This window comes from Micromonospora sp. NPDC047467 (assembly GCF_040643095.1).
Classification (GTDB): Bacteria; Actinomycetota; Actinomycetes; order Mycobacteriales; family Micromonosporaceae; genus Micromonospora.
Genome location: NZ_JBEYTO010000008.1, coordinates 354,236 through 379,270, shown reverse-complemented (window position 1 = coordinate 379,270; position 25,035 = coordinate 354,236). Strand labels below are relative to the sequence as shown.

The window sequence follows — 25,035 nt, the reverse complement described above, 5'->3', positions numbered from 1 at the left end:
GACGGGGCAGGCGTACCGTGGACTGGCCATGAACAGGGATTTCTCCGCGACCCGCGCGGAACTGCTGGGCCTGCGCGACGCCACCGAGGCTCAGGTGCGTGCGCTCAACGGCGACCTGCGGGCCCTCTTCGAGGCGTCCCGGTCGTCCAACGCCGACGACGAGCACGACCCCGAGGGCAGCACGATCGCGTTCGAACGGGCACAACTCACCGCGGTCCTGGCCGCGGCCCGTCAACGCCTGGCCGAACTCGACGTCGCGGTGCAACGCCTCGACGCCGGCAGCTATGGCGTGTGCGAGCGCTGTTCCCGCCCGATTCCTGACGAACGCCTCGCCGCCCGCCCTTCGGCGCGTACCTGCGTGGCCTGTGCCAGCCGGCGGTGACGGCGCGCGGCCGACGGCAACGCCCCAGCCGGCGGCAACGCCCCAGCCGACGGCAACGCCCCAGCCGACGGTGACGGCGCGCGGCCGACGACGCCCGGCGGCGGCGGGACCCTCGGTGCCCGCCGGGTCGGCGGGCACCGAGGGGGGTGTCAGCTGGCGCAGCAGCCGCCGGCCTGGGCGTCGGTGGGTACAGCGACGAGCGTGAGCGGGGTGGCCAGCAGACCACCGGAAATCCCGGTGGCCAGCCCGCGTCCGGTCGGCTCGGCGGACGGCGCCGGCCCGCAGCAGCCGCCGTCGGTCGCCGAGTCGACGGGGTTGCTGTTGCAGACGCCGGTCTCGGGCAGGTCGAGCTGGACGTCCCGGGCGGCGGCCCAGTCCCCGGCGAGGGCGGCGACGACGCTGCGGGCCTGTTCGTAACCGGTGGCCATGAGGAACGTCGGCGCTCGACCGTAGGACTTCGCGCCGACCGCGTAGTAGCCGGGTTCGGGGTGGGTGAGCTGGTCGACGCCGTGCGGCGGGACGGTGCCGCAGGAGTGCTCGTTCGGGTCGATCAGTGGGGCCAGCGCCCGGGTGGCGCCCATGATCGGGTCCAGGTCGAGGCGCAGTTCGGCGGCGATCGAGTGGTCGGGACGGAAGCCGGTGGCCGCGACGACGCGATCGGCGAGCACCGTCTCCTCGCCGCCGTCGGCGTGCCGGACGACCACGGCGACGCGCCCGTCGGCCGGGGTGAGCGCGTGCACCGAGAACCCGGTGAGCAGCCGGATCCGGCCGGCGTCGACGTGCTCGCGCAGGCGCGATCCGAGGGCGCCGCGCGCCGGGAGGGCGTCGGCGCTCCCGCCGCCGTACGTCCGCGTCGGCGAGTCGGTCCGGATCGCCCAGCTCACCTGCGTACCCGGCTGCTGGGCGGCCAGGTCCGCCAGGGCCAGCAGGGTGTTGGCCGCCGAGTGGCCGGCGCCCACGACCAGGGTGTGCCGCCCGGCGAACCGGTCCCGGTCGACGCCGAGCACGTCCGGAAGCGCGTGTTCCAGGTACGCGGCCACGTCGGCCTCGCCCCGGGCGGGCAGGCCGGACGCGCCAAGGACGTTCGGGGTGCGCCAGGTGCCGGAGGCGTCGATGACGGCGCGGGCCAGCAGTTCGTCGCCGTCGGCGAGGCGGATGAGGAACGGGGTGGTGTCGCGCCCGGCGCTGCGCAGCCGGTCCAGGCCGAGGCGGCTGATGGCCTCGACCCGGGCGCCGTAGCGCAGGTGCGGTTTGAGCTGTGGTGACTGCGCGAGCGGCTGGAGGTAGTCGTCGGCCAGTTCCGCACCGGTCGGCAGGGCCTCGGGGTCGGGGGCGATCCATCCGGCCTCGTCCAGGATTCCGCGGGCGGCCGGGTCGATGTTGTAGCGCCACGGGGAGAACACCCGTACGTGCCCCCACTGCCGCACGGCGGCACCGGCGGCGTGCCCGGCGTCCAGGACGAGGAACGGCAGGTCGCGCTCGTGCAGGTGGGCGGCGGCGGCCAGGCCGACGGGGCCGGCGCCGATGACCACGACGGGCAGGTTGTCCAGGGCACTCATCAGGAACTCCTTCACGGGAAGCTGTCAGGTCGGGCAGGTGCAGGCTGGCGCGTCAGGTGACGGTGGGGCTGCGGCGTTCGAGCAGGACGACGTCCCGCCAGCGGTCGTGGTGACGGCCGACGCGTTCGCGGACGCCGACGACGCGGAACCCGGCCCGCTGGTGCAGGCGCAGGCTGGCGGCGTTCTCGGGAAAGACGCCGGACTGGATCGTCCAGATGCCGGCGGCCTCGGTCGAGGCGATGAGCGTGTCGAGCAGCAGCCGGGCGATTCCCCGCCCCTGGGCGGCCGGGTCGACGTAGACCGAGTGTTCGACCACGCCCGCGTAGACCGCGCGGGTCGAGGTCGGCGACACGGCGACCCAACCGCACACGGTGCCGACGCGGTCGACCGCCACGAAGCGGTACGCGGTCAGCCTGGTGGCGTCGAACGCGGCCCAGGTCGGCGCGGTGACCTCGAAGCTGGCGTTGCCCGCGTCCAACCCGGCCTGATAGATCGCCAGGACACGGTCGGCGTCGGCGTCGGCCATGGGACGCACGCTGATGTCGGCCATCGGCAGGCTCCGTTCGGGTCGGCCACGATCGGACACCTGTCTTGACGTCCGTCGAATCAAACACTTGCACACTGTTTAGATAACCGTCAAGCTAGAGGAATGTCGAAACAGTCGACCCCCCTCGCACCCGTCGACCCGGCCGTGGACGCGCCGTGCTGCCCGCCCCTGACCGAGCGCCGCGTGCCGGCCGAGACCGCGGCCGTGCTCGCCCCCGCGTTCAAGGCCCTGGGCGACCCGGTACGGCTACAGCTCATGTCGATGATCGCCTCCGCCGAGGGCGGGGAGATCTGCGTCTGCGACCTCACCCCGGCGTTCGACCTGACCGGTCCGACCATCTCGCACCACCTCAGGACGCTGCGCGAGGCGGGGCTCGTCGACGCCGAGCGTCGGGGCACCTGGGTCTACTACCGGGCACGGCCGGCCCTCCTGCGCCAGCTCGCCGCACTGCTCGCCATCGAGCCGACGCAGTCGTGACCGACGACCGTCGCACACCAGCCGACCGACCGGAGCACCCGTGAACACCACCCTGCGGCCCCAACCGACCGAGAGCGTGGTGGTCGGCCGACTCTCCCGGCTCGACCGGCTCCTGCCAGTCTGGATCGGGTTGGCCATGCTCGCCGGGCTCCTGCTCGGCCGCCTGGTTCCCGGCCTGAACAGCGCCCTGGACGCGGTGGCGGTCGGCGGGATCTCACTGCCGATCGCGATCGGTCTGCTGATCATGATGTATCCGGTGCTGGCCAAGGTCCGCTACGACCGGCTCGACACCGTCACCGGCGACCGTCGACTGCTGATCTCCTCGCTGGCCCTCAACTGGCTCGTCGGCCCCGCCGTGATGTTCGCCCTGGCCTGGATCTTCCTGGCCGACCAGCCGGCGTACCGGACCGGCTTGATCATCGTCGGCCTGGCCCGCTGCATCGCCATGGTCATCATCTGGAACGACCTCGCCTGCGGCGACCGCGAGGCCGCCGCCGTCCTGGTGGCGCTCAACTCGGTCTTCCAGGTCCTCGCCTTCGGCCTGCTGGGTTGGTTCTACCTGTCCGCGCTTCCCGGCTGGTTGGGCTTGCCCGGCGCCGAACTGACCATCTCGGCCTGGGACCTCGCCGGCAACGTGCTCGTCTTCCTCGGCATCCCACTGCTCGCCGGCTACCTCACCCGCCGCCTCGGCGAACGCGCCAGGGGCCGTGACTGGTACGAGAACCGCCTCCTGCCGAGGATCGGCCCCGCCGCCCTATACGGACTGCTGTTCACCATCGTGATCCTGTTCGCCCTACAGGGTGAGGCCATCACCAGCCGGCCCGTCGACGTGGTCCGCATCGCCCTGCCCCTGCTGGTCTACTTCGCCCTCATGTGGGCCGGCTCCTTCGCGCTCGGCCGGGCCATCGGTCTCGGCTACGCGCGGACCACCACCCTCGCGTTCACCGCCGCGGGCAACAACTTCGAACTCGCCATCGCCGTCGCGATCGGCACCTTCGGCGTCGCCTCCGGCGAGGCGCTCGCCGGGGTCGTCGGCCCGCTGATCGAGGTGCCCGTCCTGGTCGGGCTCGTCTACGTCGCCCTGTGGGCGCGCCGCCGCTACTTCAACACCGACTCCGAGACACCCCTGACCGGAAAGGCAACCCCGTGAGCGACAAGCCCAGCGTCCTGTTCGTCTGCGTGCACAACGCCGGCCGTTCGCAGATGGCCGCCGGGTGGCTGCGCCACCTCGCCGGCGACAGCATCGAGGTCCGCTCGGCCGGCTCAGCCCCGGCCGAGACGGTCAACCCCGCCGTCGTGCAGGCCATGCGGGAGGTCGGCATCGACATCGCCGACCAGACCCCCACGATCCTGGAGTACGCCACCGCCGAGTCGTCCGACATCATCGTGACCATGGGCTGCGGCGACGCCTGCCCGGTCTTTCCCGGCAAGCGCTACGAGGACTGGAAGCTCGACGACCCGGCCGGCAGGGGCGTCGATGCCGTCCGCCCGATCCGCGACGAGATCCGTGCCCGGGTGCAGCGACTCATCGTCGACCTGCGCCCGACCGCCTGATCGGCAGGAGGGGCCGGCACGCCGCTTCGGCGATACGGGGTGCCGGCCGGCTCCGCCTCCGGATGACCACCGGCGTCTGGGCAACGTGGCGGCCCGCAGCCCAGGTCGGCGGCCGCACGTGCTGAGAAATCTACAAAGATGTGATGTATCGAGTCAATGATCGTAACGAATGGCTCCCATAATCTGCGCTCCTCATGGGTCCGGGAGTGGTCAAGTGCCGTTGACGCCCGGATCAACGCGTCCGTATACTCCGGTTGATCATCCGATCTTTTGTCGAGTCGGGCGAGGAGCGCATGCCGCAGATCACCGCCGTCACCGTCGACGACGTCCGCTTCCCCACCTCGCTGACCGCCGACGGGTCCGACGCCATGAACAAGGACGGCGACTACTCGGCGGCCTACGTCACCCTGCACACCGACGGCGTCGACAGCGCGGGTGCGCCGCTGGCGGGTCACGGGCTGACCTTCACCATCGGCCGGGGCAACGACATCGTCGCCGCGGCGGCGGTGCACCAGGCCAACCGACTGGTGGGCATGGACGTGGCCGCGATGGCCGCCGACATGGGGGCGGTCTACCGTCACCTCACCTCCGACTCGCAGTTGCGATGGCTCGGCCCGGAGAAGGGCGTCATCCACCTCTCGTTGGCGGCCGTGTTGAACGCGGCGTGGGACCTGGTCGCCCGGGTCGCCGACAAGCCACTGTGGAGACTGCTCGCCGACATGTCCCCCGAGCAGCTCGTCGACATCGCCGACCTGCGCTATCTCTCCGACGCGCTGACCCGGGACGAGGCCCTGTCCATCCTCCGCGCCCAGGAGAGCACGAAGGCCGATCGGCTGGCCGAGCTGGCCCGCACCGGATACCCCGCGTACACGACGTCGGCGGGTTGGCTCGGCTACGGCGACGACAAGCTGCGTCGGCTGTGCCAGGAGGCGGTCGACTCGGGCTACGGGTACGTCAAGCTCAAGGTGGGCGCCGACCTCGACGACGACATCCGCCGGTGCGGGATCGCCCGGGAAATCCTCGGCCCGCACCGCCACCTGATGATCGACGCCAACCAGGTGTGGGACGTCGGGCAGGCCATCGAGTGGGTCACGGCACTCGCCCGCTTCGAACCACTGTGGATCGAGGAGCCGACCAGCCCTGACGACATCCTGGGGCACGCGGCCGTCCGCCGTGCCGTGGCCCCCATCGGCGTCGCCACCGGGGAGCACTGCCACAACAGGGTGATGTTCAAGCAGCTGTTCCAGGCCGGGGCGATCGACTTCTGCCAGTTGGACACCGGCCGGCTGGCCAGCATCAACGAGATCGTCGCCGTGCTGCTGCTCGCCGCGAAGTTCGGCGTCCCCGTGTGTCCGCACGCCGGCGGTGTCGGGCTGTGCGAGATGGTCCAACACATCTCGGTGCTCGACTACGTCGCGATCTCCGGTGATCTCACCGGGCGGGTCACCGAGTTCGTCGACCACCTGCACGAGCACTTCACCGACCCGTGTGTCGTGCGGGACACCGGCTCGGGCAGCGGCTACGTCCTGCCCGGCACGCCCGGCTACTCCACCCGGATGCGCCCGGAGTCGGTCGCCCTCTACCGCTACCCCGACGGCCACTACTGGGCGGCGACGGACCCGGCTACCGTGTCATCTCCGGAGCCGTACGTCGTCGCGGGTGGAGCAGCCACCCCGGCCGCCCGCTAGGAGGTGCCATGTCTCGCACCGACGAGGTGGTGAACGGCATCAAGCGGATGATCCTTGAGGGGTCGTTCAAGCCTGGTGACCGGCTGCCCATCGAGAAGGACCTCGCCGAGTCGCTCGGTGTCTCGCGCGGGTCGCTGCGCGAGGGCATGTCGGCGCTGTCGATCCTCGGCATCGTCAACATCCGCCAGGGCGACGGCACGTACGTCACGAACCTCGACGCGCCGCAACTGCTGGCCCCGATGGGTTTCGTGGTCGACTTCCAGGGCCAGGGCGACCCTCGGCACATCCACACCGTTCGCCGCCTGTTGGAGTGCGAGGCGGCCCGCCTGGCGGCGACCAGGATCACCGACGAGGCACTGGCCCAGGCCGAGGAACTGCTCGACGAGGCGGCCCGGATCGTCGGTCAGTCGCCGCAGGACCACGAGCGGATCATCGAGATCGACATCGCCTTCCACCGGATCATCGCGGTGCACGCCGACAACCCGGTGCTCACCGGTCTGATCGAGGCGTTCGCCGGGCGCACCGTGCGGGGGCGGCTCTGGCGGAGCCTGCACGAGGAGGGCGCCGACCGCCGTACCCACGACGAGCACGTGGCGATCCTGAAGGCCCTCGTGGCACGCGACCCGGAGCGGGCGCGCATCCGGATGGCCAACCATCTGATCGGGGTGGAGGAGTCGTTGCAGGGGTTGCCCGAGGAGTGAGGCGGGCGTCGAGCCGCCGGGTGCCCGCCCCCTCCCGGCTGCGTTCTTCACCGTTCGTCCCGCTCGACGCTCGTGCTCCCGGTCATCGCCGCGACCAGGTCGTCGGTGGAGACCTCGTCGGCGCGTAGCCGGGCGGCCCGCCGCCCCAGACGCAGCACCTCCACCCGGTCGGCGATCTCCAGCACCTGCGGCATGTTGTGACTGACCAGCACCACCGACATGCCGGCGTCGCGGGCATGCCGGACGACATCGAGCACCCGGGCGGTCTGGACGACGCCGAGCGCCGCGGTGGGCTCGTCGAGGATGACCACGTTGGTCGCCCAGATGATCGCCCGGGCGACAGCGACACACTGCCGCTGCCCACCGGACAACATCGCGATGGGGGTGGTGACCCGCGGGATCCGTACGCCAAGTTGGTCGAGGGCCGCAGCGGCGCCCTGCCGCATGGCGCGCTTGTCGAGCAGCCCCAGCCGGCCCAGCGGCCCGGAGCGCAGGATCTCCCGGCCGAGGTAGAGGTTGGCGGCGACGCTGAGGTCGTCGGCGACCGCGAGATCCTGGTAGACGGTCTCCACGCCGGCGCGGCGGGCGTCGACGGGGGTGGCGAACCGGACCGGAACGCCGCCCACCCGGATTTCGCCCTCGTCGGGTGTGTGCACTCCGGACAGCGTCTTGATCAGTGTGCTCTTGCCGGCGCCGTTGTCGCCGATGAGCGCGACGACCTCGCCCCTGCCGACGGTGAAGTCAGCGCCGCGCAACGCTTCGACGTGGCCGAACCGCTTGACGATGCCACGGGCTTCGAGCACCGGCGGCTCGTCGGGGATCCGCCGGTGCTCGCCGTCGGTGACCGCCGAGGGACTGGTCGCCATCACTGCACCGGCGGGTTGGCGCAGCTGGGTTCGAGTACGGCCTTGACCTCCGCGGAGTCGATGTTGGCCTTGGTGACGAACGTGACGCCGGTGTCCGCCGACGCCAGCGGCGCCTCGTCGCGCAGGTGCTTGACCATCTTGTCGACGCCGAAGTAACCCATCTTGAACGGGTTCTGCACGACCAGCGCCGAGATCTGGCCGCTGCGCAGCCCGGCGATCTCGTCGGGCGCGGCGTCCCAACCGATGATGACGACCTTGCCGGACTTGTTCGCCGCCTGGATGGCCTGGGCGGCGCCGAGCACGCTCTGCTCGTTGGCCGCGAAGACCCCGGCGAGGTTCGGGTTGGCGGTCAGGATGTTCTCGGTCACCCGACGTGCCTCGTTGACGTCGCTGCGGCTGGGCTGCTGCCCGACCAGCTTCAGGTTGGGATATCCGGCCAGGCCGCTCTTGAAGCCCTCGACCCGCTCGGTGTTGGTCTGCGACCCCGGCTGGAACTCGACAAGCGCCACCTCGTGGTTGCCGGGGCCCAACTCTGTTGCGAGCAACTTCGCCGCCTCACCGGCTGCGGCGCGGTTGTCGGTGGCGAACAGCGGCACCGTGGGCGGCTGCGGGCTGGTGCCGGAGTCGATCATCGCGACCGGGATGTCCGCGCCGAGCGCCTTTTCGGTGGCCGGTGCCAGCGCCCGGGAGTCGGTGGCCGCGTAGACGATGCCGTCGACCTTCCTGGTGACGAAGTTCTGGATCAGGTTGACCTGGCCCTCGACGTCCGTCTCGGTCGTCACGCCGTCCCACAGCACAGTGACGTCACCGGCGCGCTGGGCGGCACACTCGGCGCCGGCCTTCACTGTGTTCCAGTAGTCGGCGCCGACGGCCTTGGGCACGACGGCGAGCTTCAGCGGACCGCTGGCGTCGGTCGACGCGCCGTCGCCGCCGTCGCGGACCTCGACCCCGCCGCAGGCGCCGAGCAGGGCGACGACCGCAGCGGCGGCGAGCAGGGCCGGCGCGCGCAGGCGCCGTCCTCGGGTCCGCCGGCTGGTGGTGGTGTGTGCCATGGTGTGCGTCCTCCCTCTGTCGGACTGCGGGAAAAGCGGGTCAGCCCCGGGACTCCAGCCGCCCGCGGCGGTACTGGTCGAAGTAGACGGCGGCCCAGATGATCACGCCGACGATCACCTGCTGGTAGTGAATGCTGATGTCGAGCAGGACGGCGCCGTTGCGGACCAGCGCGATGAGGAAGGCGCCGATGATGGTTCCGACGATCCGACCCTGGCCTCCGAAGAGGCTGGCGCCACCGATGACCGCGGCGGCGATGACGTCGAGTTCCAGCGAGATGCCGTAGTTCGGCTGGCCGGAGTTGACCCGGGAGGCGGCGATCATGCCACCCAGCCCGACCAGGACGCCCGCCAGGACGTAAACGCCGGTCAGGTGGCGGCCCACGCGGATGCCCGAGCGCCGGGCCGCTTCCAGGTTGGAGCCCATCGCGTACGTGTACTGGCCGAAGCGCGTCTGGGACAGCAGGAACGCGACCCCCACGGCGACGACGGCGGTGATCACCACGGCGAACGGGATGCCGGCGATCTCACCGTTGCCGAGCAGTTGGAAGGACCGGGGCAGTCCGTACACCCCGACGGCTCCGGTGATGATGAAGACCAGGCCACGACCGGCGGACATCGTTCCCAGCGTCGCGATGAACGGGGGAATCCGGGCCACGGTCACCAGCAGGCCGTTGACCAGCCCGGCCAGCGCACCGACGCCGATTGCGACGGCTGTCGCCGCCAGCAGCGGGAAACCCAGGTCACGGACGACCATCGCCCCGGTCACACCGGCGAGCGCGGCGACCGATCCGACCGACAGGTCGATGCCCCCGGTGATGATGACCATGGTCTGGGCCGCGGCGATGATGGCGATCACCGCCGTCTGCGCGCCGATGTTGAACAGGTTGTCCGCCGTCAGGAAGTACGGGCTCGCGACGCTCAGCGCGACGAACAGGACGACGAGCGCGGTGGCGGCGGTGAACTCGGCGACGGCGTGGGAGACCCACTCACGGAGCCGGTCGGTGAGCACGCCGCCCCGTGCCGACGGGGTTGCCTCGGCGGCGCTCATCGTCGGGACCGACCTTTCCCGACCGACTCGCCGACGCCGGGCACGGCCTCGCCGGTGAACCGAGCACTCATCAGCAACCGGACCTCCTCAGGAAGTCACGCACGGCCCCACACCTACGCGATAGATCAGATGTTTCGGTTGATCAGGCGTTACCATGCCACGGATTCGTCGGCATTGCCAAGGTGCTGCCGCCATGTTTTGCCGCCGCCGCTCGCGTTTCGGAGCGCATACGTCTGATCAAACTCGCTCAGCCCTTGTCGGCGGGCAGCACGCGACCGCCTGATGCGCCGGGCAGCCCACGTCGGACGCACCGGCATCGCCGTGCAGCGACTCCCGGCAGCCCTGTTAGCGGTAACGCCTCATGCCCGAACCCGTCGCAGGGCGGCCGGCCCGGCGACTCCCAGTGCGCATTTTATCGATAACAGGCGATGTTCCGCCACGGCATGCCGTCGGCGTCCCCGCTCGATGCCCGACAACCCGGCGCGTCGCGGCCGTCGCACTCTCGGAGACGGCGGCAGCCGAGGGCCGGGGGCGCCGATTTCCGGCTCGGTATTGACTCTCACCCGGAGCGGCAATCATGCTCTGCTAAATCAGTTTAGCGGGCACTCGCCCGTCCCCCTCTCGATGTCGAACACCAGAGGCGGGTGCCCGCTCGAGAAAGGACTCGCATGAGACTGCGAAGAGGACTGGTCCCGCTTCTCGCCGCCCTCGTCCTGACCGTCGCCTCCGGCACCGCCTACGCCGCCACGGGCGGTGGCACCGGCCCGGCCCACGGCAGCGGAGACGGGATCCGCAGCATCACCCCCATCACCACGGTCTACACGTACGGCCAGAAGGTCTCCGCCGTGGCCATCGAGTACGGCGCGACGGTCAACCCCCGCACCCTCGACAACACCACCTTCACGGTCGCCGACACCATCTACAACTTCCGCTTCAACCCGATCGAGGACCTGCCGAAGCTCGCCGACCGGACCATCACCCACACCTACACGAACGACGCGCCGAACACCCGGACCGACCAGCGGTCGGCACCCGGCCGGTACGTCATCGTGGAGCTGAACCCCGCCGACACCGGCGGCTGGACGGTCATCGTCTCCAAGTGCCCCACCTTCCTGTGCACAGTGAAGGTCAATCCCGAGCTGCCCACCCGCGTCGTGCAGCGCAAGGACGTGCACGCGCAGCCCGGTAAGGGCGCCGGAAAGGGGCCGGTGCTCGCCAGGGCCACACCGCGCGAGTCCCGCCCGGTCACCGAGCAGCCGGTCAACAAGCTGGTCGACGAGTTCACCTACGGCTCGTTCCTCAGTGGTGGAATGGTGCTGCCCTACCACTACCACCTGCCGAAGAACTACCAGCCCGGCCGCACGTACCCGCTGATGGTCGTCCTACCCGGGCACGGCATGGGTTGGGACGGCGACAACCTCGGCGTCCAGCTCGCCGCCGACATCCCGGCGACGGCGTGGCTGCAGTCCAGCTGGACCGGCAGCTCCGAGGACGTGATCGTCCTGGCGCCGCAGCATCAGCGGGTGGGTGGGGCCGCCGAGGCCGACCTGTTGGTGAAGCTGCTCGACCAGTTCGTCCGTCAGTTCCCCGTGGACACCCGCCGGGTGTACGCCACCACCGTCTCGTACGGCTCCCAGCTGCTGTGGGAGGCGTTCGCCAAGCGTCCGGGCCTGTTCGCGGGCGGGTTGGTGACGGGCGGCTTCCCCGTCAACGCCACGCAGGCCAACGCGATCGCCGCGGGCGAGGTGCCGGTCTGGATCACCCACGGTGAGCACGACCACCTGCTCAACGTCACTGGCGCGCGGAACTCCTCCATGCTGCTGCGGCAGGCGTACCAGGCCCGGGGCAAGAGCCCGGAGCAGGCCGCGAACCTTGTCCGCTACACCGAGTACGCCGACTCGGCGTTCTCGTTGCCGGACTACCACGCCGCGTTCGGGCCGACCTACGAGGACAGCAGCATCCTGCGCTGGCTGCTCGGCCAGGCCAAGCCCGCCGGGGCTGGCGGCTGACACCCCGACAGGCGATGTGCGGCTCCCCGGGCGACGTCGCCCGGGGAGCCGCTGTCGTCGCGATCGGCGTGCGTCGTGCGCGCAACGGCCGGTGGCTCGGATGGGCTCGGGCGCGGGTCACGGCACCTGCGCGCTGATCGTCACCGGCAGCTCGGGCTGGGCGCGGTGGCCGCCTCGAAGGCCCAGGAGTCGATCTCGAAGAGTTCGGCTCCGGCCGGGCCGCTGAAGGTGAAGTAGACGTCGTGCACGCCGCTGACGCCCGTCAACTCCGCGCGTACCTCGGCCCACTGACCGGCCGGGCTGTCGACCGCGATCGTGCCGACCACCGGACCGTCGACACCATCCAGCCGGACCTGGATCCGGGCGCCGGTGGCGAGGGCCCGCACCGTGGCCGTGACGCTGCGTGCACCGTCATCGCCGAAGTCCACTGACGACAGCGCCGTCCAGTCGCCGTCGTGGATGTCGCGGACCACCAGGTTCGGTGCCGCGGCGTCGAACTGCGCGGAGGGGCGGTCGGCCTTCGCGGTCGCGACACCCTTGCTCCAGCCGAAGGTCTCGGCCTCGAAGACGCGGTATGGGTCGAAGTGGCGGACCTGGTCCACACCGGCGTACGTGCCGACGACCTGCTCGATGGTGCCGTCCGAGCGGAAGGTCAACTCCTGGATGTGCGGGCTGCGGTAGCCCTGCGTGGTGTCGCCGTTGATGCGCTTGTTCAGCGTCGGGGCGTGGTAGGTGAAGTAGTACCGCCCCTCGAACTCGAACACCGACTGGTGGTTGTTGCCACCGGTGCCGGCGCCGAAGAACTGGGACTGGTTGGGGAACAGGACGCCAGCGTAGGTCTCCTTCGGCCACGACATCGGGTCGTCGGAGATCAGGTAGCCGATCTGGCCGGCATCGGGGTAGCCGGGAAGCGGCTGCTGGCTGCCGCCGAAGTCGCTCCCGCCGAAGTGCGACGAGTACGAGAAGTAGTACCTGCCCTCGCGCGTGAACACATGGCCCGCCTCGAAGGCGACGGGGGCGTCGACCACCACTGCCGCCCCTTCGGTGGAGACCATGTCGTCGCCGAGTGCGATGACCCGGAGGTTCTTCGGGTTGTTGAAACGTTCGGCCGGCGGCATGCCCGTCGACGCGGGGCCGCCGCCGAAGTAGAGGTAGGGCCGGCCGTCGTCGTCCACGAAGGGCGTCGGGTCGAACTTCCACGCGACGTCCTCGGCACCGGGGGTGCTGTCGTTGATCAACGTGCTCGTCCGCTCGCTGGTCCACGGGCCGAGCGGGGTGCTACCCGTGATCACGTTGGTGGAGTCGCCACTGTTGGCGTAGTAGAGGAAGAACTTCTCCTCGCCGTCGACCATCGTCCTGGCGATGCCGGGCGCCCACGAGTTCGCGGTGAAGGGTGCCACCCCGTCCGGGCCCGCGACCTGGATCTCGCCGTGGTCCGTCCAGTTCACGAGATCCTCGGAGGAGATCACCGTGACCTGGTTGATGTCGCCGTAGTTGATTGCCGGCGAGACGCCGGTGACCGGATCCGGGGCGTAGCCCTGGGTGTCGTTGGTCAGGTACAGGTACACCCGGCCGTCGTGCACGAAGCCGAAGCCGTCGGCACCGAACTTGTGCCCGATCAACGGGTTGTGCTCGCCCGGCAGTTTGCCGACGACCTCGATCGTCTTCGATCGGGGTGGTGGCACGGCACCGGCCACCGCCACGTCATCCAGTGTCAAGTCCATAGGTGCGGCTCCGGGTCGGTCGAGGGGTGCTCGTTAACGGGGTCTCGCCGAACAGCCGCGCCGTGGGCGCGTTCTGCCCAGCCGGGATCGCGAACGTGAAGGCCATCGTGTTATCGCTCACATCGGCTGTCAAGGGGACCGATGACACGTGCCCGAAGTATCCCCGCAACACCAGCGCGCCATCGCGCCAGAGCCATAGCCGACAATCTTTATGGACGAATGTCTATATTCGTGACGGCGTCATCGGGTGAGGATCTTGGCACCACCACCGCGATGCCTCTGGGAGGCGCCATGAACCGTCCCCTCCTGCGGGCAGCCCTCCGGCTGACCGCACTCGCCGCGGCGACCGCCGGCGTGCTGCTCACCGCCGCCGCACCCGCCACCGCCGCCGCACCCACCGGCCGCTACGTCGCACTCGGCGACTCGTACACCTCCGGCCCGCTGATCCCCACCCAGGTCGACCTGAACTGCCTACGGTCCAACCGCAACTATCCGTCGCTTGTCGCCGCCTCCGCGGGCTCGTCGTCGTTCGTCGACGTGAGCTGCTCCGGGGCCACGACCGACGACATCCTCTACGGCGGCAGCGGCCAGTTGGGCATCGCGACCCCACCGCAGATCAACGCGGTCACCTCGAACACCGCCCTGGTGACCGTGCAGATCGGCGGCAACGACATCGGCTTCGCGGGCATCATCGGGGACTGCGCGGAGGCGAGCCTCAGCAGCCCACTCGGGTCGCCGTGCCGGGACCGCTACACGGCCGGAGGCACCGACCAACTCCAGGCCAGGATCGCCGCCACGGCGCCGAAGGTGACGGCCGTGCTCCAGGCGGCCCGCCGGGCCGCTCCCGGCGCGCGGGTCGTGGTGCTCGGCTACCCGGCGATCGTGCCGGACACCGGCTACGGCTGCTGGCCCGTCGTGCCGATCGCCTACCAGGACGTGCCATACCTGCGGACCATCGAGAAGTCGCTCAACTCCATGCTGGCCCGCACGGCCGCCGCGAACGGCGCCACCTACTCCGACGTCTACACCCCGTCGATCGGCCGGGACGCGTGCAAGGGCAGCGGCACCCGCTGGGTCGAGGGCCTCGTGCCACAGAACTCGGCGGCCCCGTTCCACCCCAACGCCCGTGGCGAGCAGGGCATGGCCACCGCCCTGCTGGGCACCCTGAACAGCTGACCGCACACGCCGCCACCGGCCCCGCCCACGCGGGGCCGGTGGCGTGTTGTCGACGCGCGAGGGCGTCAGACCTCCAGGCAGGAGCGGACGGCAGCGGTCAGCCGGTTGGCGCGCTCGTCGCCCGCCCCGTACATCTGGTTGACCACGTAGCCGAAACCCACCTCGTGCCGCGCATCGCCGAAGGCGAGGTTCCCGCCGGCGCCGTCGTGGCCGAAGCTGGCCTCGCCGAGCAGCGGCCGGGCCGGCGGCGAGTGCAGCAGGAAGCCGGTCCCCCAACGCTGCCCGGTGTCCGGCGGGCCGTGGCGCTGCTGGCCCCGCGAGCGGACGACGATCGCGTCGTCCACGGACGCGGCACTCAGCAGCGGCCCGCCCCTAACGTCGGACACGCAGGCCGCGTAGAGGCGCGCGAGGCCGTCGGCGGTGCTCACCGCGCCCGCGCCGGGGATGCCGGCGGCCTGGATGGCGGGGTCGTTGAAGCTGACCAGGCCGTCGGCGTCGGCGGGAAAGGCGAAGGCGCCGCCCATGGTGATGCCGCGTTCGGCGACGGGGTCGACGAACGGGTCGGCCTCCGGCGGTGGGGCCAGGTTCCAGGCGACGGTGTCGCGCTCGGACGCAGGCAGCCCGAGCCAGGTACGCAGGGCCAGCGGCTCCGCGACGGCGTCGCGGAAGAACGCGCCGGGCAGTTGCCCGGTGACACGGTGGATCACCTCGCCGACGAGCCACCCGTACGTCATCGCGTGGTAGCCGTGTGCCGTTCCCGGCTGCCACAGCGGGGCCTGCGCCTCGATCGCCTTGATGACCGGATCCCAGGCGAGGGTCTCGTCGAGGGTCAGTGGTCGGTCCAGGGCGGGCAGGCCGGCCTGGTGCGTGAGCAGCCAGCGAACCGGAATGTGGTCCTTGCCGTGCTGGCCGAACTCCGGCCAGTACCGCGTCACGGGCGCGTCGAGGTCGAGCCGGCCCTGCTGCGCCAACAGGTAGGCGCAGATCGCCAGGATCCCCTTGGTGCAGGAGAAGACGACGACCGGAGTGTCCGCCTCCCAGGGCCGTCCGGTACGGGTGTCGGCCAACCCGCCGTACAGGTCGACGACCTTGCGTCCCCGCACGTAGAGGGTGACTGCGGCGCCGACCTCACCCCGGGAGGCGAAGTTGTCGCGGAAGACGTCGGCGACGCGCCCGTAGCGGTCGTCGACGTCGCCGTGGATCTGCGGCTGCGTGGCCACTGCCTATCCCTTCACTGAGCCCTGGATCAGGGCCTTGATGAACTGTCGCTGGAAGATCAGGAACACGATGAGCGTCGGGGTGAGGATGAGCAGCGAGCCAGCGCACAGCAGCACCAGGTCGGTCCCCCACTGACCCTGGAACGCCCCCAGCGCGCCGGCCATCGTGCGTTTGGTGGCGTCGTCGACGAGGACGATGGCGAGCAGGAACTGGTTCCACGTCCAGAGGAACATCAGGATCGTCAGCGAGGCGATGGCCGGGCGGGCGAGCGGCACCTGGACCCGCCAGAACATCTGCCACGTGCTGGCGCCGTCCACCCTGGCCGCCTCGGACAACTCGACCGGCACGTTGGTGAAGTGCGCGCGCATCCAGAACACGGCGAACGGCATGTAGAGGCCGATCAGCGGCAGGATGATCGCCCATCGGGTGTTGAGCAGACCGAGGTCCTGCATCTGGTAGTAGAGCGGCGTGACCACGGCCTCGAAGGGCAGGGTCAGGCCGAGCAGGAACAGGCCGAAGACGAACCGGCCGCCGGGCACCCGCAACTGGCCGAGCCCGAACCCGGCCATCGTGGCGATGAGCACCGACACCGGCACGACACCCGCCACGATGAGCAGGCTGGAGCGCAGCAGAGCGCCCATGTTGGCGGCGGTGAAGGCGTCGGCGAAGTTCCCCCACTGCGGGTCGGACGGCCACGCCAGGCCGCTGGGCACGGTGCCGCGCGGCTGCAACGCCGCCGACAGCATGCTCACGAACGGCAGCAGGGTGACGAGAATGAGGGCGATCAGGAACAGCCGGCCCGTCACCTGTTCACGTCGGCTCAGGTTCACGGCTTGTCCTCCCGGGTCAGGCGCTGGATCGGCAGCACGAACGCCAGCACCAGCGCCATCAGCACGACGGCCAGAGCCGAGGCCAGCCCGACCTGACGCTGTGAGAAGGCGAGGCGGTAGATCTCCAGACCGGGAACGGTGGTCTGGAGGCCGGGGCCGCCGCTGGTGGAGATGTAGACGATGTCGAAGCTGGCGAGCGCGGCGATGATCGTCACGGTGAGGCAGACGCCGATCTCCTGCCGCAGGCTGGGGAGGGTGACCGCGAGGAACTCACGGACCGGCCCGGCGCCGTCGAGGCGGGCGGCCTCGTAGAGCGCAGGATCGATCTTGCTCATGCCGGTGACCAGCAGGATCGTGCAGAGACCGAGCAGGACCCAGGCGCCGATCACGCCCACGGCCGGCAGCGCCGTGTCGAAGTCGCCGAGCCAGGCGCGGGCGAGGCCGCCCAGACCGACCGCGCGCAGCACCTGGTTGATCAGCCCGTTCGACGAGAGCAGCCAGCTCCACGCGATGCCGGCCGCCACGAGCGGGATGACCTGTGGCAGGAACAGGATCGTCCGGACCACGGTCCCGAACGCCCCGGTGGTGATCCGCCGAACCATGCTCGCCACCAGCAGGCCGAGCGCGACGGGGATGAAGCTGAAGAAGACGATCAGGATGATCGCGTTTCCGATGATCTTCAGCAGGTCGCTGTCGGTGAACACGGTGAGGTAGTTGTCCAGCCCCGCCCAGCGGGCCACGCCGATCCCGTTCCAGTCGTACAGCGAGTACTGGACGGTCAGGGCGAGGGGGCGCAGCACGAAGATCGCGTACATCACCAGGGCGGGCAGGACGTACAACCAGCCGGTCCCGGCCGCGCGGGCCCACCGACGTCGGTGGGCCCGCGTGGACGTGGGGTGGGCGGGACGATCCGGCGACGACACCGCGTCGTCCCGCCCGGTTGGTGCGCTGCCGAGGGCAGACGTCATCGGGACAGTTCCTTCTCGTACTCGGCCTGGACCGCCTTCACGTACCCCTCGGGCGTCTGCTGACCGGCGATCAGCTTCTGCATCTCGGGCGTGATCGCGGCGGCGAAGATGCCACCGGTCGCGTTCGCGGTGAAGTCGACCGCGCCGTTCTCGGCCCCGAGCTGCTGCGACGCCTTGAGCGTCTCGGCCAGGACGGTGTTCGGGGCGGCGGCCGGCACCGGAAGGTCGCTCGGGCCGCCCGGGCTGGAGCCGCCGACCGTGACCGCGATCTCGCGGGCCTTGGCGTTGGTGTGGACCCAGTTCAGGAAGTACGCGGCGGCGTCCGGGTTCTTGGCCTTGGCGGAGACGCCGAAGGTGTTCGGTGCGGACATCGCCACGTGCTTGCCGCCGGCGGACTCGGTGGGGAACAGGAAGAAGCCGACGTTGCCGGGCATCGCCTTGTCGAGGTTGGCCGACTCCCAGTCACCGTTGAACATGAACAGGCCATTGCCCTTCTGGAACTCCCCCACCATGCCCGCGTAGTCCAGGGCGTTGGCGTCCTTCGGGAAGTAGCCGGCCTGGGCCCACTTCTGGATGGTCTGGGTGGCCTTCAGCGCGGCCGGGGTGTCGAAGGTGGCCCCCGGCTTCTGGAAGATCCAGTCGGCGACCTGGGTCGGGTCGCCGAACTGGTTCTGCAGCGCCTGGTGCGGGAAGTTGATGCCCGCGGTGTTCTTGTTGAACTGCATGATCGGCTGGACGCCGCCGGTCTTGGCCTTGGCGAGCAGCTCCTCGAACTCGGCCACCGTTGCCGGCGGCTGGGTCATGCCGACCTGCTCGGCCAGCTTCTTGTTGTAGAACACGCCGGTGACGCTGTAGCCGAGCCCCATCCCGTACAGCGACCCGGAGCCCCGGATGTTCTCGCCGACACGCAACTGCATCAGCTGCGAGGCCGGGAACTTGTCCCAGCCGTACGCGGTGAAGTACGGGTCGAGGTTCTTGAGCAGGCTGTCCTTCACCAGGTCGACCATCGTGGGCAGCCGGATGATGTCGGGCGAGTTGTCCGAGGCCATCACCCGCGGCGCGTTCTCCACGATCACCGTGAACTGGTCCTCGCGAATGTTGAACGTGACGTTCGAGTGCTGCTTGGAGAACTCGTCGGCCAGCGCCTTGGCCAGGGGGAAGCCGGTCTCCGCGTACATCTCCAGGGTGATCGGCGCGGTGCCGAGCTCGGTCTTGACGGCGGCGTCGGGTTCGGCGTTCGACGACCGGTCCGTGCCCGGTGCGCTACAGGCCGTCGCGGCCAGCCCGATGGCCAGCAGCGGCGCGAGGATCACCGCTCGACGTCGCGACAATTTTGTCAGCATTACTGCCATCTCATGACTCCTTGATTCCTCCGCGCGTCCCGCGACCGAGGCCGCGCGACGGCTCCACCGGGACCGCCGCGGCCGGAGGGACCGACACGACGCGCACGTCGCGACCGGTCGCCCCGCGGCAGCACGCGTACCGTCACCAATGACCCCTCAGTGCGGCGACCGAGAGCGCCTGCCGGCGCGCTGAAAGTGGTCGCTAAACTGATTTAGCAGAGCATGCGCGTGGCGCGGGGAGCTGTCAAGGACAACCCTGCAACGGTCTGGAAACATCGAGTTCACACCACTGCGGGCATGACCGGGGCTGGCGCTCGGAGGCGGACGCATCATGATGGGCAGGAGCGGTGCCCGTGGCGCCGCGCCTGATTCGGAGGACTGATGGGCCGCAACAGAGCAACCCTGGCCGACGTCGCGCGGCGGGCCGGGCTGTCCAAGACCGCCGCGTCGATGGTGCTCAACGGCCGGGAGGGCACCCGACTGTCGGCCGAGGCGCACCAGCGCGTGTTCGCCGCCGCCGAGGAACTCGGCTACCGGCCCAACCTCGCCGCGCGCAGCCTGCGTACCCGCAAGACGGCCACCATCGCCTTCGTCTCCGACATCGTCGCCACCACCCGCTTCGCCGGCGGCCTCATCCGCGGCGCCCTCGACGCGGCCCGGGAGCGGGACCACGTGCTGCTCATCACCGAGACGCAGGGCGACGCCACCTTCGAGCAGTACGCCATCGAGGCCATGCTCGACCGGCAGGTCGACGGGGTGATCTACGCGGCGATGGCCACCCGACGGCTCACGGTGCCGCCGGCCATCCTCGGCGGCCCGGTGGTGCTGCTCAACGCCACCAGCTCCGACACCCTGCCCTGCGTGCTTCCCGACGACGAACGGGCCGGCCGTTCCGTCGCCACCGCTCTGCTGGAGCACGGCCACCGCGACGCGATCGCGCTCATCGGCCGCAACCGGCTCAAGGAGGGCGACCCCGAGGTCTCCCTCGCCGCCCGCGCCCGGCTGCGCGGCATCCACCAGGCGCTCGGCGACGCGGGCGTCACCCTCCTGGCCGAGTGCTTCTGCACCGACTGGCTGCCCGAGCACGGCTACGCCGCGATGCGCGGGCTTCTGAACAGGCAGCAGCGGCCCAGCGCGGTCATCTGCATGAACGACCGGCTGGCCTTCGGCGCGTACCAGGCGCTCGGCGAGGCGGGGCTGACCGTCCCGGACGACATCTCGGTGATCTCGTTCGACGACGACCCGATCGCCGCCTGGCTGCGTCCCAGCCTCGCCACGACCGCGCTGCCCCACGAGCAGATGGGGCGGCGCGCGGTCGAGCTGCTCCTGGACGGCGGGGCCGCCGAGCCGACACTGGTCGGCATGCCCCTGCGCCGCCGCAAATCCCTCGCGCCTCCCGCCGGGTAATCCGGACAGTCGCTCCGGAAGCCCGCCGACGATTCCCAGCTAAAACGGTTTAGTGCTAGGTTTCCGGCCATGCTTCGTCTAGCCGACCACTGGGTGTGGGACAGCTGGTACGCGCAGGACGACAACGGCCTCTGGCACATGTTCTTCCTGCGCGCGTCCCGCGCCCTGCACGACCCGCACCGCCGCCACCACCGCGCCACGATCGGCCACGCCGTTTCGACGGACCTGCGCTCCTGGCACCTGGTCGCCGACGCCGTGGTCCCCGCCGACGCCCCCGCGTGGGACGACCTGGCGACGTGGACCGGGTGCACGGTCCGTGGCCCGGACGGGCGGTGGTACCTCTACTACACCGGGGTGGGTCGTGCCGAGAACGGGCTCGTCCAACGCATCGGCCTGGCCGTCTCCGACGACCTCACCACCTGGCACCGGTACGGCACCGAGCCGCTCGTGCGGGCCGACCCGACCTGGTACGAGCTCCTCGACAAGAACCTGTGGTACGAGCAGGCCTGGCGCGACCCGTGGGTGTTCCCCGACCCCGACGGCGAGGGCTGGCACATGCTCATCACGGCCCGCGCCAACACCGGGCCGGCGGACACCCGTGGCGTCGTCGGCCACGCCACCTCCGCCGACCTGGTCACCTGGAGCGTCCAACCACCGTTGTCGACACCGGCCGGGTTCGGCCACCTGGAGGTCCCCCAGGTGGCGGTCGTGGACGGGCAGCCCCTGCTGCTGTTCTCCACCGACGCCACCTCCAGCGCCCGGCGCGACGACCACCGGATCTGGGTGGCCCCCGGCACGAGCGTGCGCGGCCCGTGGGACATCGAGGCCGCCCAGCCGTTCACGCACCCGCACCTGTACGCGCCCCGACTGGTGCCCGGGCCCGCCGGCGACTGGTCACTCATCGGCTTCCTCGACCACGTCGACGGAACGTTCGTCGGCGAGATCACCGACCCCATTCCGGTGCGCTACCGCGCGTCGGTCGGGCTGACCGTGGACCCGGTGGGGACCGCCGCGCCACGGTGACGCCCGCGCCCGGCGTGCCAGTCTGACCAGCTGACGCACGCGTGCGGGAGCGGGCACCCACAGTGATGTGCGTGATGTCTCTCCGACATATTGATGTCGGAGAGACATCACACCTGGGACAGTGGCCGGCCCCCACCGCGTCCGCGACGCACTGAAGCCCTGCCCCGACCCCGCTGTTCGGCCGGCTCACCCGCGACCCGGGCAGTTGCGGTCGCGGCTACCTCACCCACGGGGTCGGGGCCGCTCGTCTAGCGCTGGGTCCAGCGCTGGTTGGCCGCCCCTGTGCACGTCCAGAGGATCACCGGCGTGCCGTTTGCGGTTGCGGCGTTCGACACGTCGAGGCACAGGCCCGACTGGGCGTTGCTGATGGTGCCGTTCGCGTTGACGGTCCAGCGTTGGTTGGCCCCGCCGTTGCAGTCCCAGATCTGGACCTTCGCGCCCGCCGAGGCGTTCAGCGGCGCGTCCAGGCACTTCCCAAGCGACTGCAGGGTCTGGCCGTTCGCCGTCCAGCGCTGGTTGGCGGCACCGTTGCAGTCCCAGATCACCGGCTGGGTGCCGTTGGCGGTGTTGCTGTTCGGGACGTCCAGACAACGGCCCGAGGCGGCGCTGGCCAGCGCGCTCGAGGTCGTCGGCGGCGGGGTGGTGGTGCCGCCGCCACTGACCCGGTACACCACCGTGCCGTGCGCCGGGACGCTGGCGGAGATGGTGCCGCTGCTGCTGGTGGTGGCGTTGCTCCAGGCGTCCACCAGCGTGAAGGAGTTGCCCGACTTGCCGATGGCGGCGGCCGTCGTCGAGATCGTCGTCGCCGAGCCGCCCTGGTTGAACAGGGCGACGGCCACGTCACCGTTGGCCAGCCGCTTGGCGAGCACGCGACGGGTGCCGTCGAACGAGACCTGCGTGGCCTGCAGACCGAGCGAGTCCTGGTTGATGGCGACCAGGTTGCGGTTGGTCAGGATGGTCTGGGTCGCCGACGACATGGACCGGACGTCGTTGCCGGCGATCAGCGGCGACGCCATGACCGCCCACATCGCGAAGTGGCTGCGCATCTCGGTGTCGTTCATGCCGCCCCGACCGACCTCCATCATGTCCGGGTCGGTGAACCCGCCGGGTCGGGCGTACCGGGCCAGCGGGACGTTGACGTTGATGATGTTCTGGATCCCCATCGGGTAGCCGTTGGTCTGGCCGGTGTCCCACGCGTTGGTGATGTCCTCGGTGGTCCGCCACATGTTGGACACATCGCCCCAGTCGCGCTGCGGGCCGGTCTTCGCGTGGATGCTGTTGGGGTTGATGCTGTAGACGATCGGGCGGCCGGTCGCGGCCAGCGCGTCACGCATCTTCGCGAACGTGGCCACCTGCTCGTCGATGCTGCCGTTGGGCGAGCACCAGTCGTACTTGAGGAAGTCGACGCCCCAGGCGGCGAACTGCCGGGCGTCCTGTGCCTCGTGGCCCTGGCTGCCGGTCGCACCGGGGTAGGCGCCGAAGTACTGGGCGCAGGTCTTGTCGACCGGCACCTGGTAGAGGCCGAACTTCAGCCCTCGGGCGTGCAGGTAGTCGCCGAGCGCCTTCATTCCGCTGGGAAAGCGGGTCGGGTCGCCCTGGAGATTGCCGGACGCGTCCCGGTTCGGGTTGAACCAGCAGTCGTCGACCACGACGTACTGGTAGCCGAGGTCGCGCATCCCGCTGTTGACGATGGCGTCGGCCGACTGCCGGATCAGCGTCTCGTTGATGTTGCAGCCGAACGAGTTCCAGGTGTTCCACCCCATCGGCGGTGTCCGGGCCACCCCGTTCTCCAGCGCCTGGGCCACCGGGGCGCGGATGCCCACCAGGACGGCGGCGAGCAGCAGCGCCGCTGCCGCTGCCCGCCCCCATGTGCGGGCTCGGATGATTCGCTTCATGCGCAGGCCATCCTTTCGGTGATGTCGTCCACCACGGACGGGTGCCGAACCAGGCGGACGGGGCCTTGCTGTTAGCGTTAACAGAAGCGCAGGTCATGTTACGGAGACGTTTCCAGGAATTCAACTATTTCCATGTGTTGGACCGGGTGGACGGCCCACGGCGTCGCCGTCGACCGTCCACCCGTTCACGTCACGAGAACTGCGCGAAGAACCGCCACACCTCACCCTTGGTCCAGGTGGTGATGCCACTCTCGGCGTACGTGCCGTCCACCGGGCCGGGCATGTGGCCGTTGTCGAACGCGGCCCACTGCACCGGATAGCCGGCCCGGCATCCCGAGTAGGCGGTGGTGACGTGCGTCCGACTGCCCGCGGCGGGCTCACGCGAGCTCTGCGCGGCGCAGCCGTTGTTGCGGACGAACGTGTCCCGCAACGAGCGGCCCGCCGAGATGGCGAGCACCGAGTCGCTGAGGCCGTGCAGTCCGAAGTACGCGATCGGCTGGGTCCCGCCGCTGCACCCGCTGAGCTGGGCGCCGCTGAAGACCGCAACCGCCCGGAACACGGTCGCCCGCGCGCAGGCGAGCGCGTAGCTCATGCCACCGCCATAGCTGAAGCCGAGCGCGAAACGCTGCGCCGGGTTGACGCAGAGGTCACCCTCGATCAGCCGGATCATGTCGTCGACGAACGTGACGTCCTCACCACCGGAGTTGGCCCAGCCGTTGCCGAGGCCCTGCGGCGCGACCAGGATCGCGGTGTTGTTCGACTGCTCCTGCTGCCCGTAGTAGGACCACGGTGTCGCGCTGGTGCCACCCGAGCTGACGTCGCCCGCGGTGCCACCCCGCCAGTGGAACGCGAACATCAACCGGTAGCGGGTGCCGCTGTTGTAGTTGGCGGGGATCCGCAGGATGAAGCTGCGACTCTTGCCGTTGCTCTGGATCGTGTGGTTGCCGCTGTAGAGCGTGGGGTTCTTGCCGCAGCCCCCGCCCGTCCCGCTGTCGCCGGAAACCTTGACCAACTGCCACTGCTGGTTGGCGCCGTTGAAATCCGAGTACTGCACGACGTTGGCGCCGTCGGCGGTCGAGGCGCCCTGCACCTCCACGACCTTGCCGCTGAGCCGGCTGACCAGTCGTACGTTGCCGGCGTCCGAGTCGGCCAGCCGGAACTGCTGGTTGGTGGCGTTGTTGTCGGTCCACTGCACGATCGCCGCCCCGTCGGCGGTCGACCGGTTGCTGACGTCGAGGACCTTGCCCGAGTGCCGGGACTTCAGCCGGTAGAAGCCCTCACCGGAGTCCACGAACTGCCACTGCTGGTTGGCACCGTTGTGGCGCGTCCACTGGGTCGCCCGCGCGCCGTCATTGGTGGCCTGGCCGTACACGTCCAACGCCTTGCCGCTGTTGCGGTTGACCAGGACGTACCAGGCGGTGGTGTCCACCGTCGCCGCCGAGGCCGGCGCCGGGTTGGCCGCGACGAGCGCGCCGGCGGCGAGCAGGGCCGTCGCCGCGGCGGCCAGGCCGGACCGCCAGCGACGTCGCGGTTGCGGGGTGGGACGAGCCGCACCGTTTGTTCTCATG

21 protein-coding genes and 1 pseudogene are annotated in these 25,035 nt (G+C 70.4%); 10 read left to right on the top strand and 12 right to left on the bottom strand.

Translation table 11 applies throughout. The annotated features are described in order from the left end of the window. The first annotated feature begins 28 nt into the window (after nt 1-28). Complete coding sequence (locus ABZ780_RS23540; RefSeq protein ID WP_357002114.1) at nt 29-382, top strand: TraR/DksA C4-type zinc finger protein; 354 nt, start codon at nt 29-31, stop codon at nt 380-382. A gap of 149 nt (nt 383-531) precedes the next feature. On the opposite strand, the gene ABZ780_RS23535 is transcribed toward ABZ780_RS23540, so the two are convergent. Together ABZ780_RS23535 and ABZ780_RS23530 are read right to left on the bottom strand one after the other, a co-directional pair. Then, on the bottom strand, nt 532-1,941 hold the full coding sequence (locus ABZ780_RS23535; protein ID WP_357487516.1) for an NAD(P)-binding domain-containing protein: 1,410 nt from the start codon (nt 1,939-1,941) through the stop codon (nt 532-534). Nucleotides 1,942-1,993: 52 nt separating this feature from the next. After that, nucleotides 1,994-2,491 carry an N-acetyltransferase family protein gene (locus ABZ780_RS23530; protein ID WP_357487515.1) on the bottom strand — a complete coding sequence of 166 codons (498 nt, stop codon included), beginning with the start codon at nt 2,489-2,491 and terminating at the stop codon, nt 1,994-1,996. Between the two features lie 99 nt (nt 2,492-2,590). Between ABZ780_RS23530 and ABZ780_RS23525 the strand changes: the two genes are divergently transcribed. From ABZ780_RS23525 to ABZ780_RS23505, 5 genes are all read left to right on the top strand, one after another. Continuing rightward, nucleotides 2,591-2,965 carry a metalloregulator ArsR/SmtB family transcription factor gene (locus ABZ780_RS23525; RefSeq protein ID WP_357487514.1) on the top strand — a complete coding sequence of 125 codons (375 nt, stop codon included), beginning with the start codon at nt 2,591-2,593 and terminating at the stop codon, nt 2,963-2,965. A 40-nt stretch (nt 2,966-3,005) separates the two neighbouring features. After that, complete coding sequence (arsB, locus tag ABZ780_RS23520; protein WP_357487513.1) at nt 3,006-4,115, top strand: ACR3 family arsenite efflux transporter; 1,110 nt, start codon at nt 3,006-3,008, stop codon at nt 4,113-4,115. Further along, on the top strand, nt 4,112-4,519 hold the full coding sequence (locus ABZ780_RS23515; protein ID WP_357487512.1) for an arsenate reductase ArsC: 408 nt from the start codon (nt 4,112-4,114) through the stop codon (nt 4,517-4,519). Before arsB ends, ABZ780_RS23515 begins: the two co-directional genes overlap by 4 nt. 293 nt (nt 4,520-4,812) lie before the next feature. Continuing rightward, the gene (locus ABZ780_RS23510; protein ID WP_357487511.1) at nt 4,813-6,207 is read left to right on the top strand and encodes an enolase C-terminal domain-like protein; all 1,395 of its coding nucleotides are present in this window, start codon (nt 4,813-4,815) and stop codon (nt 6,205-6,207) included. Between the two features lie 8 nt (nt 6,208-6,215). After that, nucleotides 6,216-6,908 carry a FadR/GntR family transcriptional regulator gene (locus ABZ780_RS23505; protein ID WP_357002135.1) on the top strand — a complete coding sequence of 231 codons (693 nt, stop codon included), beginning with the start codon at nt 6,216-6,218 and terminating at the stop codon, nt 6,906-6,908. 47 nt (nt 6,909-6,955) lie between these two features. On the opposite strand, the gene ABZ780_RS23500 is transcribed toward ABZ780_RS23505, so the two are convergent. The 3 genes from ABZ780_RS23500 to ABZ780_RS23490 are packed head-to-tail and all read right to left on the bottom strand — an operon-like array spanning nt 6,956 to nt 9,874. Next, entirely contained in the window at nt 6,956-7,774 is an 819-nt protein-coding gene (locus ABZ780_RS23500; protein ID WP_357487510.1) for an ATP-binding cassette domain-containing protein, read from the bottom strand. Then, nucleotides 7,774-8,826 carry an ABC transporter substrate-binding protein gene (locus tag ABZ780_RS23495; protein ID WP_357002140.1) on the bottom strand — a complete coding sequence of 351 codons (1,053 nt, stop codon included), beginning with the start codon at nt 8,824-8,826 and terminating at the stop codon, nt 7,774-7,776. The genes ABZ780_RS23500 and ABZ780_RS23495 overlap by 1 nt, the downstream gene beginning before the upstream one ends. A 40-nt stretch (nt 8,827-8,866) precedes the next feature. Further along, nucleotides 8,867-9,874 carry an ABC transporter permease gene (locus ABZ780_RS23490; RefSeq protein ID WP_357487509.1) on the bottom strand — a complete coding sequence of 336 codons (1,008 nt, stop codon included), beginning with the start codon at nt 9,872-9,874 and terminating at the stop codon, nt 8,867-8,869. Nucleotides 9,875-10,542: 668 nt separating this feature from the next. On the opposite strand from ABZ780_RS23490, the gene ABZ780_RS23485 reads away from it, so the two are divergent. Next, nucleotides 10,543-11,883, top strand: a complete 1,341-nt coding sequence (locus ABZ780_RS23485; RefSeq protein ID WP_357487508.1) for a hypothetical protein — start codon at nt 10,543-10,545, stop codon at nt 11,881-11,883. 140 nt (nt 11,884-12,023) lie between these two features. Here the strand turns inward: ABZ780_RS23485 and ABZ780_RS23480 are convergent, their stop codons facing one another. After that, nucleotides 12,024-13,607 (bottom strand): glycoside hydrolase family 43 protein, encoded by a 1,584-nt coding sequence (locus tag ABZ780_RS23480; protein WP_357487507.1) that lies wholly within the window; start codon nt 13,605-13,607, stop codon nt 12,024-12,026. A gap of 291 nt (nt 13,608-13,898) precedes the next feature. On the opposite strand from ABZ780_RS23480, the gene ABZ780_RS23475 reads away from it, so the two are divergent. Beyond that, nucleotides 13,899-14,783 carry an SGNH/GDSL hydrolase family protein gene (locus ABZ780_RS23475; RefSeq protein ID WP_357002152.1) on the top strand — a complete coding sequence of 295 codons (885 nt, stop codon included), beginning with the start codon at nt 13,899-13,901 and terminating at the stop codon, nt 14,781-14,783. Between the two features lie 65 nt (nt 14,784-14,848). Here the strand turns inward: ABZ780_RS23475 and ABZ780_RS23470 are convergent, their stop codons facing one another. The 4 genes from ABZ780_RS23470 to ABZ780_RS23455 are packed head-to-tail and all read right to left on the bottom strand — an operon-like array spanning nt 14,849 to nt 19,151. Beyond that, on the bottom strand, nt 14,849-16,003 hold the full coding sequence (locus tag ABZ780_RS23470) for a serine hydrolase domain-containing protein (RefSeq protein ID WP_357487506.1): 1,155 nt from the start codon (nt 16,001-16,003) through the stop codon (nt 14,849-14,851). A gap of 3 nt (nt 16,004-16,006) precedes the next feature. After that, nucleotides 16,007-16,831 carry a carbohydrate ABC transporter permease gene (locus ABZ780_RS23465; RefSeq protein WP_357002157.1) on the bottom strand — a complete coding sequence of 275 codons (825 nt, stop codon included), beginning with the start codon at nt 16,829-16,831 and terminating at the stop codon, nt 16,007-16,009. Beyond that, on the bottom strand, nt 16,828-17,799 hold the full coding sequence (locus ABZ780_RS23460; protein ID WP_357002159.1) for a sugar ABC transporter permease: 972 nt from the start codon (nt 17,797-17,799) through the stop codon (nt 16,828-16,830). Before ABZ780_RS23460 ends, ABZ780_RS23465 begins: the two co-directional genes overlap by 4 nt. Beyond that, nucleotides 17,796-19,151, bottom strand: coding sequence for an extracellular solute-binding protein (locus tag ABZ780_RS23455; RefSeq protein ID WP_357002161.1), 1,356 nt, complete (start codon nt 19,149-19,151; stop codon nt 17,796-17,798). The genes ABZ780_RS23460 and ABZ780_RS23455 overlap by 4 nt, the downstream gene beginning before the upstream one ends. 372 nt (nt 19,152-19,523) lie before the next feature. Here ABZ780_RS23455 and ABZ780_RS23450 point away from each other — a divergent pair, with 372 nt between their 5' ends. Together ABZ780_RS23450 and ABZ780_RS23445 are read left to right on the top strand one after the other, a co-directional pair. Then, complete coding sequence (locus ABZ780_RS23450) at nt 19,524-20,549, top strand: LacI family DNA-binding transcriptional regulator (RefSeq protein ID WP_357002163.1); 1,026 nt, start codon at nt 19,524-19,526, stop codon at nt 20,547-20,549. A gap of 39 nt (nt 20,550-20,588) precedes the next feature. Beyond that, a pseudogene (locus ABZ780_RS23445) lies at nt 20,589-21,572 on the top strand (family 43 glycosylhydrolase); the annotation flags it as partial. Between the two features lie 248 nt (nt 21,573-21,820). Here the strand turns inward: ABZ780_RS23445 and ABZ780_RS23440 are convergent. Both ABZ780_RS23440 and ABZ780_RS23435 read right to left on the bottom strand, forming a co-directional pair. Continuing rightward, nucleotides 21,821-23,467 carry an alpha-galactosidase gene (locus ABZ780_RS23440; RefSeq protein WP_357487505.1) on the bottom strand — a complete coding sequence of 549 codons (1,647 nt, stop codon included), beginning with the start codon at nt 23,465-23,467 and terminating at the stop codon, nt 21,821-21,823. 190 nt (nt 23,468-23,657) lie between these two features. Further along, entirely contained in the window at nt 23,658-25,034 is a 1,377-nt protein-coding gene (locus tag ABZ780_RS23435; protein WP_357487504.1) for an RICIN domain-containing protein, read from the bottom strand. Nucleotide 25,035: the final 1 nt, after the last annotated feature.